The 11,908-nt window shown below is 68.7% G+C and carries 13 protein-coding genes; 7 read left to right on the plus strand and 6 right to left on the minus strand.

The window, feature by feature from the left end; all coding sequences use genetic code 11:
• The first annotated feature begins 40 nt into the window (after window positions 1-40).
• From OXG79_07505 to OXG79_07530, 6 genes are all read left to right on the plus strand, one after another.
• The gene (locus OXG79_07505) at window positions 41-1,069 is read left to right on the plus strand and encodes a phytanoyl-CoA dioxygenase family protein (protein ID MCY3783617.1); all 1,029 of its coding nucleotides are present in this window, start codon (window positions 41-43) and stop codon (window positions 1,067-1,069) included.
• Window positions 1,070-1,090: 21 nt separating this feature from the next.
• Window positions 1,091-2,731: a hypothetical protein gene (locus OXG79_07510; protein MCY3783618.1), complete on the plus strand. Its 1,641-nt coding sequence runs from the start codon at window positions 1,091-1,093 to the stop codon at window positions 2,729-2,731.
• A 229-nt stretch (window positions 2,732-2,960) separates the two neighbouring features.
• Window positions 2,961-3,308 carry a VOC family protein gene (locus OXG79_07515; GenBank protein ID MCY3783619.1) on the plus strand — a complete coding sequence of 116 codons (348 nt, stop codon included), beginning with the start codon at window positions 2,961-2,963 and terminating at the stop codon, window positions 3,306-3,308.
• A gap of 425 nt (window positions 3,309-3,733) precedes the next feature.
• Window positions 3,734-3,874 (plus strand): hypothetical protein, encoded by a 141-nt coding sequence (locus tag OXG79_07520; protein MCY3783620.1) that lies wholly within the window; start codon window positions 3,734-3,736, stop codon window positions 3,872-3,874.
• A gap of 74 nt (window positions 3,875-3,948) precedes the next feature.
• Entirely contained in the window at window positions 3,949-4,185 is a 237-nt protein-coding gene (locus tag OXG79_07525) for a hypothetical protein (protein MCY3783621.1), read from the plus strand.
• The gene (locus OXG79_07530) at window positions 4,182-4,580 is read left to right on the plus strand and encodes a type II toxin-antitoxin system VapC family toxin (protein ID MCY3783622.1); all 399 of its coding nucleotides are present in this window, start codon (window positions 4,182-4,184) and stop codon (window positions 4,578-4,580) included. The genes OXG79_07525 and OXG79_07530 overlap by 4 nt, the downstream gene beginning before the upstream one ends.
• 212 nt (window positions 4,581-4,792) lie before the next feature.
• On the opposite strand, the gene OXG79_07535 is transcribed toward OXG79_07530, so the two are convergent.
• From OXG79_07535 to OXG79_07555, 5 genes are all read right to left on the minus strand, one after another.
• On the minus strand, window positions 4,793-5,227 hold the full coding sequence (locus OXG79_07535; GenBank protein ID MCY3783623.1) for a thioesterase family protein: 435 nt from the start codon (window positions 5,225-5,227) through the stop codon (window positions 4,793-4,795).
• A gap of 17 nt (window positions 5,228-5,244) precedes the next feature.
• On the minus strand, window positions 5,245-6,324 hold the full coding sequence (locus OXG79_07540) for an aldose 1-epimerase family protein (GenBank protein ID MCY3783624.1): 1,080 nt from the start codon (window positions 6,322-6,324) through the stop codon (window positions 5,245-5,247).
• Between the two features lie 135 nt (window positions 6,325-6,459).
• On the minus strand, window positions 6,460-7,065 hold the full coding sequence (locus tag OXG79_07545; GenBank protein MCY3783625.1) for a DUF402 domain-containing protein: 606 nt from the start codon (window positions 7,063-7,065) through the stop codon (window positions 6,460-6,462).
• Between the two features lie 64 nt (window positions 7,066-7,129).
• On the minus strand, window positions 7,130-7,516 hold the full coding sequence (locus OXG79_07550; GenBank protein ID MCY3783626.1) for a VOC family protein: 387 nt from the start codon (window positions 7,514-7,516) through the stop codon (window positions 7,130-7,132).
• The gene (locus tag OXG79_07555; GenBank protein MCY3783627.1) at window positions 7,509-8,084 is read right to left on the minus strand and encodes a hypothetical protein; all 576 of its coding nucleotides are present in this window, start codon (window positions 8,082-8,084) and stop codon (window positions 7,509-7,511) included. The genes OXG79_07550 and OXG79_07555 overlap by 8 nt, the downstream gene beginning before the upstream one ends.
• A 195-nt stretch (window positions 8,085-8,279) precedes the next feature.
• Here OXG79_07555 and OXG79_07560 point away from each other — a divergent pair, with 195 nt between their 5' ends.
• Window positions 8,280-9,617 (plus strand): flagellar biosynthesis protein FlgA, encoded by a 1,338-nt coding sequence (locus OXG79_07560; protein ID MCY3783628.1) that lies wholly within the window; start codon window positions 8,280-8,282, stop codon window positions 9,615-9,617.
• Here OXG79_07560 and OXG79_07565 read toward each other — a convergent pair.
• Complete coding sequence (locus tag OXG79_07565; protein MCY3783629.1) at window positions 9,599-11,893, minus strand: hypothetical protein; 2,295 nt, start codon at window positions 11,891-11,893, stop codon at window positions 9,599-9,601. The genes OXG79_07560 and OXG79_07565 overlap by 19 nt on opposite strands.
• Window positions 11,894-11,908: the final 15 nt, after the last annotated feature.

Consider the following 11,908-nt stretch of genomic DNA (forward strand, 5'->3'; position numbering starts at 1 on the left):
TATCATCGCTGCCGTCACCGTCTGCCCACCCCGTAGTTCCATGAACGAGTTTCGCGACTCGACCGACCTCGTCGGCGATGCGGACCGCCTGCGCGCCCGCGCCGAAGCGGACGGCTATCTCTTCATACGCGACCTGTTGCCGGTCTCGAACCTGGAGCGCGTGCGGCTGGAGTTTCTCGAGGTCCTGCGGGACGAGGGCTATACCGACGCCGAGGGCTACCGGGACCAGCTGGTGAACCCCGCCGGGATCCCGGAGGGCCGCGGGAGCATCCCCAACGACACCTACGCGCGGCTCTACCTGCTCGAATCGTTCCACGCGCTGCAGCTGGAGCCGGCGTTGCTCGGGGTCATGGAGGCTTTGCTCGAACCCCCGGTGCTCGCCCATCCCAGCATCATCTCCCGCGTGATGTTCCCGCAGCGGGAGATGTTCACCACGCCCGCGCATCAGGACTTCCCGCACGTGCAGGGCTCGGCCGATGTCTACACGGCGTGGTTTCCGCTGCACGACTTGCCGGCCTCGATGGGTGGGCTGGCGGTCGCGGCCGGCTCGCACCGCCGGGGCGTCTACGACTATCGACCGGCCCTCGGCGCGGGTGGCATCGCCGTGATTGATCCGCTGAAAGGCGCCTGGGCGACCAACGAGTTTCGCCAGGGTGACGTCCTCATTTTCCACAGCCTGACGGTGCACCGTGGCTTGCCGATCAGGGGCGACCGGTTCCGCATGTCCGTCGATGGCCGTTACCAATGCGCTCGCGAGCCCGTGCTCCAACGGAGCCTGCTGCCGCATATGGGCGTGACGACCTGGGACGAGGTCTACGCCGGCTGGGAGTCGGACGACTTGAAGTACTACTGGTCCGACCTCGAGACCACGATCGCCGAAGTCAACGATGTCCATCTCGAGCAGGTGGACGCTCTGACGCTCGAGGAGTTCGAAGACGGGACGCTGCCGCCCGAACTGGTGAACAAATCGCTCGGCGCGTTGGAGCGAATCATCGAGCGCGACGATCCGACGCTGCGCGAGCGGGCGGAAGCCGTGCTGGCCGCGCATGACGCCGCCGGCGAGTCGTAAGCGCTGCGGTCAGGTGAGGGAATGACGGTCCGGTCGGCCTCCGACGACGCCCAGCCGCACGACGCCCCGGCGGTCGCGACCGGTGGGCGCGGCCCGCGTCGCGTCTCGAACGTCAACACCACCGACATCCGCAGCGCCATCGAGCTGGGCGCGCGCGCCATGGCCCGCTGCTTCAACGCCGACGACGACGATCTCCCCTTCATGTACTCCCGCTTGTGGCCCGACGGCTGGTTCGGGTTCAGCCCGTGGCACTGCGCCGTGCAGGTGTCGGGCCGTCACCTGGAAGCGATGCTGCGGGCCGCGGAGGTCACCGGCGCGCCGGTGGACGAGGAAGCCATCGCCAAGCACACGCGGGGGTCGTTGTTCTCCTTCACCGGGCGGGTGCCGCTGCCGTGCAACCGGCGCGAGATGGGCGGGCCGCTGGTCGAGGTGGACGAGCACAGCATTCGCGAGGGATTCCATGGGCTCAGCGCGCTGGTGCGCCACCGCGGTAACGACCAGGCGGCGGAGCTGGCCGAGCGCTGCATCGCGGCGATCCAGGAGTTCTGGTCGCCGGAGAGCGGTTGGGACCTGGCGTCGCTCAATCGCCGGTCCGGCCTGGACTTTCAGGCGCGCCCGACCTTCGTCGAGGGTGTGGGTCGAGCCATCGGGCCGCTGGTCAAATATGTGCGCACGACCGGATCGGTCGCGGCGCTGGAGCTGGCGCAGACCCTGAAGGATCACGCGCTCGACAAGTTCTTCCTGCCGGACGGCTCCTACGAAACCGAGCGCTTCGGGGCGCACGGGCACTCGACGACCTGCGTCATGTCCTCGCTGGCGCAGCTGGCCGACCTGACCGACGACGCCGCGTTGCTCGAACGGGTCCGCACGTTTTACGACCGGGGCTTGTGGACCATCCGCGACGAGATCGGCTGGGTGATGGAGCGCAGCGACGCTGGCCGCAACCCCGACCAGGGCGAGTTGAACAACACCGGCGACATGCTGGAGACGGCGCTGATCCTGGCGCGGCGGGGCTACCCGAGCTACTACGACGACGCCGAGCAGATGCTGCGCGCGCACATCCTGCCGTCGCAGTTTCGGGACACGTCGTTCACGGGGCCGGCGCCGGAACCCGACGACAGCGACGCGCGCCGCGACGTGGCCGATCGCGCGCTGGGGATGTTCGGCTTCTGCGCCCCCTACGCGCACCGACCGATCGGAATTCCAGAAGTCGCGCCCAGCTGGGACATCGTCGCCGGCACCACGGGCTCGCTCTGCGAGGCGTTCGCGGACGCCGTGCGCCGCGACGGCGACGTCACCCGCGTAAACCTGTGGTTCGACCGCCACACCGCCGACGCGCTGGTGGAGTCAAAGTATGCGGAGGGCATACTCCAGGTCACGCCGCTCCGCGGCGGGCCGGTCGCGATTCGCATTCCGGATTGGCTCAATTTGGACGATATCGAGGTCGAGCCGGCCGGGCTCGAGCGTCGCTTCGCCGGCGGCTACCTGGAGTTCCCGAGCCCAACGCCCAATCAGACCATCACCCTGCACGCGTCGCTGCCCACGCGGGAGCTGGTGCTCAAACACCGGACCCGTGACATCCGCGTGCGGTTGCGCGGCGCCGCGGTCGAGGCCATGGACAGCTTCGGCACGGACTTCACCTACTTCGATCCCCTCGACTGACGGTGCATGGGCGGCTGCCAGCAGCCAAGTGCTCAACGCCGCGCGAGCCGTTCGTGGTGAGCCGGTCGAACCATGAACGGCCCTTCGACAGGCTCAGGGCGAACGAATCTTCGTCAAAGGCAGATCGGACGGCCTTATCGCTTGGCCGCCCATGGCCTGCTGGGACGCCGACTGTCGGTCCGGTGTAGCATCGGTCCGACATGAGTCGCGCGCGGGATACGAGCACGGCATGAAGGTTCGAGCGGTCGACTTCGTTCAGATCCAGGTGCGCGACATGGACCGGGCCCTGGGCTTTTATCGCGACGCCCTGGGGATGCCGGTCGGCCAGGCGTGGGGCGACGAGTGGGTGGAGCTGGCGGCCGGCGACACCACGATCGCGCTGGCGGCGGAGGTCGAGGGCGTGGCCGTCGCGTTGTCCGTCGATAGCGTGAGCGACGCGATCCAAGAGCTCAAGGCGAAGGGTGTGGAGGTGGTGGCCGGACCCCAGGGCAACGAATGGTGCGCCAGCGCCGCAATCCGGGACCCGGAGGGCAACCTGCTTGTGCTGCACCAGCGACACGACGGCACGGTGGGATAGCGAGACTCTTGCGTACGTCTTCGTCTTTCCGGCGCCGGCCGGACTCCAGGCTGGTCGATTCTCCAGGTGCCCTCGTGGCATGTGCTGGGGGCGGTTTGCGAACGAACCCTGCCGGGTATCTGCGGAGTCTTGCCGATCGTCTCGGCGATTGGGTCGCACGAAAAAGGCGCGAGCGGGCGAACGCATGGGGCCATCTGCCGAACGCCGACTTTTCAGGGCCGAATCGGTTCTACGTGTCGAGGGCCAATGGCCATTCCGACTTTCGCAAGGCCGCAGGTGCGCGCCGCTACGCGCCCGGTGTGATCCGCCGCTACCAGCCGGTCGTCAGGTCACCGGAAGCATTGCCGCGGCGTCCGGCTGCTCCGCTTCGCTGGGCGCGTCTGGCGGTGACGGGCTTTCGAGTGGTCCCCCGCAGGGCGTTGGGCGTGTTGAGAGGCATCCTGCGCCTGCTGCTGGACGAGTCGTCCACCTCATCTCGCACCCAGCGCGTGATTACCGACGCGTCGATTCGACACAACATGCCCATCCACACCCTGTCGGGCTACGGGGCGTCGGATCTGAACTAGCGGAGGCTCAGGGGCGTCGCGACATTGCGCGACTGGGCATCGACGCTGCAATCGGCCGACCGCAAGGCGCATCGGTGCCAGTCCAAATCAACATCCGCAACGTTCCCGAAGAGGTGCGCAACGAGTTGGCGTCGCGCGCGGCCCGTCGCGGCCAGTCCATGCAGGAGTTCCTGCGCGGCGAGCTGGAGCGCATCGCGTCGCGGCCCTCCAACGACGTCTTGCTGGAGGAAGTACGCCGGCGCAAGGAAGCGTTCGGCACGCGCGTGACGGCGTCAGAAATCCTCGAGGCCCGCGACGCCGACCGGCGGTGAGGGCCGTCGTCGACGCATCCGTCCTCGTCGCGGCTCTAGTCGAGACGGGACCCGTAGGATCCTGGGCCGAAGCGGCTGTTGTCGAAGGCCCCCTGGCCGCACCGGAGTTCGTCTTGGCCGAGACGAGCAACATCCTGCGCCGGATGGAGCGATCCGGCCGGATTTCAACGCTTGAAGCCACCGCCAGCCACCGAGACATGCTGCGGTTGGATATTGCGTTGTTTTCGTTCGCCCCGTATGCCGAGCGCGTGTGGGCGCTGCGCGCAAACGTCACCAGCTACGACGCGTGGTACGTCGCGCTGGCCGAGGCCCTCGACTATCCGATCGTGACGCTCGATCGGAGGCTTAGCCGCGCCACCGGACCGAGGTGCGACTTCATCACGCCCCCGCACTAATAGCCGGCCGCGGCACCGTTCAAGTCATTCCCGCGCAGGCGGGAATCCACCCGTCATGCCGGCAAAGAGCCTGCCGTAGGTGAAGTGGGCCGAGATCCAGTTCCGTCGACACCGGTGGCCCGTGATGGTTGGGTAGGGGCGGGTCTCAGACCCGCCCGTTCAGTTGCGCACAAGCACACGGCGCCCACAAACCGTGAACTGCGGTCGCCCCCTCAAAGCTCCCGCAGCTTGAGCCACGCCGGGTGATCGGCAGGTAGCCGCCTGGGTCGGCCGTCCCCGTCCACGAAGGCATTCTGCGTCGCGGCCGTGGCCAGCAGCGTGTCGTCCCGCCGAATTTCGTAGCGCAGCCGCACCCGCAGGCGTGAGATCTCGCCCACCCACACGTCCACGGTCACCACGTCCTCACCCATGGCCGGGGAGATGTAGCGGCAGCTGCATTCGACCAACGATAGAAACAGGCCGCCGGCGGTGAGGTCCGCGTAGCCCAGGTCGATCGCGCGCAGCCACCCGAGCCGGGCCTCTTCGAGCCAGAGGATGTAGCTGGAATGGTGCGCGATGCCCTGCGCGTCGGTATCGGAATAGCGCACGCGCAGGGTCTCGCGGTGAGCGGGCGGCGCATCGGGGGCGTCCAGGCGTTCGCGAGTCATTGGCCGCCTGCCGTGGACTACGCCCCGACGAGCGCGACGAAGGCGTGGATGGCGTTCGCCCCGTCGAGCACCTCGATGCGCACGTCGAACGACGCCGTCTCGCCGGGCTCGAGGGAGTGCAGGGTGCCGTCGGCGCGGTTGCGCGCCCGACCGAGCACGGTCGCGTTGCCGGGCTCGATGCCGGTCACGTAGTCGCCGGGCGTGGTGTTTCGCCAGTGGTTCAGATAGGGCAGCTGATTCTTGTTCCAGGTAAACCCCAGCCCAAGCCCGTCGCCCAGCCCGCGATTGACCAGCGCCGCGTGGACCGTGCCGTCGGCCTCCGCGTCCACGTCGTGAATTAGCACCTGCACCTGCCAGTCGACGGACGGGCCTTCGTAGACCTCCCACCCCTCCGGGCTTGCTCCGGTATAGATGTCGTGGAACCGGCGCGACCGGCTGCGCACGTGGAATCGGGTCCCCTCGTCGAGCAGGGGATGGCCGGGGTTCATGTGATACAGGATCATCATGTGCTGGGTGCGGTGGCCGTGATTGGTCACCGTGTCGTGGATTTCGATGGCGCTTGAGCCCAGCGAAGTTTCAATGCGGCGGACGAGCTCCAGGTTTTCCCCGTAGAGAATCGCCTGGCGCACGCGCCCCTGGACCCACATGCGGTACTCGTCGCCGTCCCACGCGCCGTCCGCCCAGACATTGGTCGCGCCCAGGTTGGACAGCCGTCCGTGCAGGCCCTCCTCGCCCCCCGCGTCGTCGTCGTCCACCGGGTCGCCCACGTTGGTCAGGCCGCCGGTCACCAGCAGGCCGAGCACCGTGGTGCGAATCCAGCCCTGCCCGCCGGGTTCATAGCGCGCGCCCTGCACGTCGCCCGTCGGCGTGCGGAACGCCAGGGGGATGCCGCGATATGAAGCGCTCGAAATGTCCAGGGCGCGCCCCGGGAGCACGGTGAAGCGCAGACCCGACCCCGTGTCGCAATCGACCGCCTCCACGCCATCACCCGAGCCGCCGTCCAGGCGGTATTCGCGGACGCCGCCGACCTGGGAGAGATCGCCAACGCGCGCCATCAACTCCGCGCGGGTGTAGTCACGTCCCCAGAGCGTCGGCATCAGGCCGTCCCCCATCCATAGCGAGAGCCGCATTGTAGGCAGGCTGTCTTGTCGTTCCGAGCGTAGCGAGGAACCTAAGACGTACGTTTTCGGCACCTGAGTGAACTAGCGGCCGCCACCGGGCAGCACGCGACGCTAGTCGATGACGTCCCAGTTGCTCGGCAGCGGGGGAACTGACCATGCCGGGTCTGGATGCCACGTCTCCCAGCCGTCGGCGAACGGCGAGCGGTTCGCCTCCAGCCGGGCGATCGCGCGCTTGCCTTCCGCATAGAAGGCATCGGCTTGAGTCTGGGTGACGAATCCGAGCGCAACCGCTCGTGACAGCTCGTCGTCGTCCTTCCAGTGCCAGCCGGACAGATCGGGACGGACGACGATATCCAAGACGTGGTCGGTGAAGTCGAAGCCAATGGGCGTGCGCTGGTAGGCGCTTTCGAGGTTGATATACCACCGATGGAACCGGTCGCCCTTCCACATAGCGTAGAAGGCGTGCGCGTCGTCCGCGTACTTGATGCGGATCAGATCATCCCGCCATACGTCGTCGACCATCTCCCAGTCGCCAAGCGGCAAGTGGTCCGACCGATAGGTGCTCTTGTTCTTGATTGGCGTGCCGGCGGCGAGGTAAAGGGCCGTGATTCGCTCGGTGTCGGCGATCACCGTCATGGGCATGGCGATTTGGAGTCGCTCGCCCCACACGCTGCGCATGACGACCTGATCGCCGGGACGCCAAGGCTGAACGGTCACCGCAGGCTCGGCGTGGTCCCGAGGCTATTCACCCGCTCGTCCCGGTCGCAGCAGCCGCCGGTCGCTATCCGATGGGCTGATGGAAATACCAGCAGAGCCCGTCCGGCGCGACGACGAAGAACACCTGGAACCTCTGCCCGTCGCGCTCGTCCACGCGCCAGTTCGCGGTGGCGACGCCGTTGGCCTCCAGCTCCTGCCGGGCGCGGTGGATGTCGCTGACCAGGATGGCCGCACCGTCCATGCTGGCATCGCCGCCGTTCACGGCGAAGCCGAACCGCACGCCGTCACGCTCCATGAACACGGTGGGAACCGGGCGGTCGCGGCGCTCCGCTTCGGCGAGGCCGAAGGACCGGCCATACCACTCCGACGCCTGATCGAGGTCCGCGACGGGCAGCGCGAGCACATCGTCCTGAAACGGGTAGGCCGCTTCGAATAGAGGCTCGTCATTCATGGGTGGACTCCGGGGGTTGAGCGTCCACCTGCAATGCCGCAATCGCCCACAGCAGGAAGACGAGGGCCCGCAGCGGGTTCAGCGCCTCCCAGAGGACGTCGTGGTTGACGAAGTAGGCGTTGATGAACAGCACGGTTCCGAGAGCGGCGAAGATCGAGGCGCCGATGCCGTCCCAGAAGCCGCCGCGACGCCAAAGGGTAGCCACGGCAATGGTGCTACAGCCGAGAAATATCGGATTGAGCGTCTTCCAGACGTTCCCGAAATGCTCTGCGGAGAGGGCGTCGGTATACGCGTTGAGAAATCCGATCAGCGCCAGGACGGTCAAAGTCACGCTGCGGGTCCAAGCCACGCGGGAGGTCCCGCGCCAGATCCACCAGGCACCGGAGATACCCATGAGCAACGCGCCGATCTGCCAGAGCCGCCAGGTCCAGTTGTCGGTCGAAGCGAGACCAGGCCGGCTGAACATGTGGGTCTGATCGCCCCAGGCGAACAGCGCGACGCCGAGAACCGCCGCGCAGAGCAGCGCCTGGGCAGCTCCCAGATCACGACGGCGGAATAGGCTGGTCATCACGCGCCCTCCAATCGACATCCGGAATGGCTATGGTCCCACGCTGCACGCCGCACGGGCCACCGGGCCCGAGCGGTCGTGGAGAATTCGTGACTGCGCGGTGGCCGATAGACGGTCGCGGCCTGATGTCCAAGACTAAGGGCGGGCCGCCGTGCGGTCCGCCGAGCGACTAGGAAAAACCCCATGATGCGTCCAATGCTCGAGCGACTCGAGTCGCGCGCGTCGGCCGGCCGACCCGTGACGGTGGCGCTGGCGGGCGCCGGGCGGTTTGGGACCAGCATCGCGGCGCAGATCGCGCAGATGGACGGTCTGCGTCTGGCGGCGGTGGCCGATCCCAATGTGTCCAATGGCGCGGAGGCCCTTCGCGCCGCCGGCTGGGCGGACGACCAGGTGCAGCGCTGCGAGAGCCCGGTCGCCGCGCAGGCGGCTGTTGAAGCCGGCAATGCCGCGCTTGCGCCCGACGCCGACGCGTTGGTCTCCGCGCCCATCGAGGTGTTCGTGGACGCGACCGGTATCCCGGACGTGGCCGCCCACAACGCCTGGCAGGCCCTGCGCCGGGGTCGCCATGTCGTGATGGTCACGGTCGAAGCCGACGTGAGCTGCGGCTGGGCCTTGGCGCGCGAGGCGCGGCGGCAGGACGTGGTTTACACGCTCGCCGCCGGCGACCAGCCGATCGCGATCATGGAGCTGTTCGACTGGGCCGTCGCGTTGGGCCTGGAACCCGTGGCCGTGGGACGCGGCACGCGGCTCTACCCGCACGACCGTCACGGAGACGCCGATCAAGCCCTGGCGCGGCTCGGCTACGACGCGGAGACGGCGGGCCGTCTCCGCCTGAACGCGCAGATGTACAACTCGTTTCGCGACGGCACCAAGTCCCAAATCGAGATGTGCGCCGTGTCCAACATGACGGGCCTGCCGCCGGACCGTCGCGGCATGCACGAGCCGTCGGCCGGCTTGAACGAGCTGGCCGACCTGTTCGCGCCGCGCGAGGCCGGTGGTCTGTTGCACCGGACGGGCGTGGTCGATCTGGCGAACGCCGTGGCGCCCGACGGCGCGTCGGAGATGCCGGAGCACATCGCCACCGGCGTGTGGGCCGTGGTCACTTGCGACGACGAGCGCGTGCGCGAGGACCTGCGCATCCACGGCACGCGCGTCTCACGCGACGGCGATCGCACGCTGCTGTTTCGCGAGTACCACCTGTGCGGCGTAGAGACGCCGCTGAGCATTGCGCAGGCGGCGCTGCTGGGCGCGACATCGGGCGCGCCGCGCGAGACGCCGACCTCCGAGGTGCTGGCATATGCCAAGCGCGACCTCCAGCCGGGCGACACGCTGGACGGCTCCGGCGGGCAGTTGGTCTACGGCCTGATCGACCGGGCGGAAGCGGGACGTGCCGACGGCGTGCTGCCGCTGGGGCTTGCCTACGGAGCCCTTGTGCGCGAGCCCGTGGCCGCCGATCAGCCGATTCCTGTGGATGCGGTGTGCGCGGTCCAGGACTCATTCGTGGCACGGCTGCGTCAGGAGGCCGGCGCATAGACCGCGATCTCGTCGTTGCGCCAGAGTTGAATCCACGTCTGGGTAGTCGCCAGCGACGGCTCGACCGACGCCGGCAGGACCACCAGATCGGGCGCCTGCTCGCCCAACGGCTCAACCGTCCACGGCGTGGGCGCCTGGAGGTGCAGGGGCTGCGTGTCCACGGCGCCGGTCAGGCGCGTGTGGGACAGCACCGAGGCGACGCGCAGTCCGTCTAACCAGCCGAGCTCCGGGGCGAGATGCACGACCGCCGCCGACGGCGCCGCGCGGAGCGCTTCGAATGACTCGGGATGCGGCTCGACGTCGAGCCTTAGGAACGCCTGCCTGATGCGGTAAAGCGCTTCGGCGCCGTCGCGCGCCAGGAGTTCGAACAGGCTCGGATCGGCCAACCAGCCCCGCGCCCGCGGTGGCAGCGCGGCCGCCCAGGCGTCCGTGGCATGGACGTACTCGACGCCCAGCCTGCGGATGGCGTTGGGCTCCAGGTAGCTGACGGCGTCCAGGTACTCCGGCCCAGTGAAGAAGATCAGGTGGGACAGATTTGGGAACCCTGCGCTACCGGGCCGGCCGGTTGCCAGGGACACGGCCCAATACGGCCACGCGGGTGTGAGCATGCGGGCGTCCAACGGGATGTGGTCGCGGATGCGGCTCGCCAGCCGGTCCGACATCGCCGGCATTTCAAACCGCCGCGGAGACGCGGCCGGGCTCTGGCTGCGCTGGTCCCGCGCCGCCCATCCGGTATTGGCCAGCTGCACGCCGCTCCCAACTGCCGCCGCGAGACTGTGCACAGGGCCCGCAATCGTCGGCCAGACCACGAGGACGACGAGCAGCAGGCCATTGCCGAATCGCCATCGGGCCGACTCCAGGCTCGAAAGCCGGGCGGCCAGCGCGAGCAGCAGCGCCACGAGCGCCAGATTGCGCGCGTGCCCTGCCAGGCGACTGAGCACCCACGGCGCCGGCGGATAGCTGAGAATCAGCCAGGCCATCACCAGCAGTGCGGCCCCCGCAGCCAGTGCCACGACAAGACGATCGCGGCGCGCCAGGACAACGGCGACACCCGCCAAGACCGCGGGACCAACGCCCAGCACGCCGATACTCCCCGAACGCGCGTCGAACGCCCCGAGCGCCTGCCAGTGCGTTCCACTGAGGTCCCACGACAGGCCGAGGCCGTTGGCAGGTCCACCGTCAAGGAGCCCGGTGAAGGCGCCCCCGCCAAACAGCATCAGGAGCACCGCCAGCCCGAGCCCAGCGCCCAGTCGCAGCACTTCGCCGCCCCCGGGCCGCTCTCGCACGATGTGGACTGCCGCCAGAGCGGCCCACAGGACAACCACGACGGGTGCGAGCGAAGTCACCAAAATGCCGAGGAAGCCGACAATTGCCCCGAGCGTCAGCACGCCGGCCCACGTCGCGCGCTCAGGTCCGGCGGCGTGCCCCAGCACCACGAACGTGAGGGCGTATCCGAGAGTGAAGGCTGGCGTCCAGATGTCGTGCAGCGCCGCCGGTTCCGACGGCCACGACGGACCGAGCGATGGCCAGGTGACCTCGGCAAGGGCGCCCCCGACGTCGCCTGCCGGGAGTCCGGCGGGCCAGGGAACTTTCAGCACGCCACCGCCCAAGTCGGTCCAGGTCCAGGCGCCGGCCGTGAGCAGCAGCGGAGCAACGACCAGCGCCACTCGCCACGCCCCGTGCCGCAACAGCCCCGTCGCCACCACCAAGGCGAAGGATGTCCAGGCGTAGGCGCCCAGCAACTCTTGCACGAACGCCAGGTCGGGCCCGATCGGCGGCGTGAGCAGGCCGACCAGCAAATCGACGGCGTGGTGGTAGCGCACCGGGCTGCCTGGATTCCAGGGCGTCTCCGGCGGAAATCCGCCCGCGCGGATCCATGCCGACAACCCCAGATGCAGCGTGGGGTCCGGGCTTTCGAGCAACTGCCGCCCGGCGAGCGTCAGCCACAGCAGGGCCAGGACGGCAACGGCGAAGGCCGCCGCCATGCGTGGGTGAGGCCGGATCGGGTGGGGCGCGCGCCACGCAAGGACCGCGCCCAGGACCAGCGTGACGCTCCATCCAATGGCCGCTCCCGCAAGCCCCGGAACAACGTAGAGCACGACGTTCGTGATCAATCCCCACAGCGCGGGGCCGACAACCAGCCCCTGCGCCAACGTCGCCCGTGCATCGGTCTGCCGCAGGGCCACGCGGACGACGACATAGCCGACCGCGGCCAGCGCCGCGAGCTCCGCCGCCAGGAGCAGCAGCCCCGGGACAACTGCCGGATCAACGATCATTCGCCCACTCTTACC

This window comes from Chloroflexota bacterium, assembly GCA_026706485.1.
GTDB lineage: Bacteria > Chloroflexota > UBA11872 > UBA11872 > UBA11872 > JAJECS01.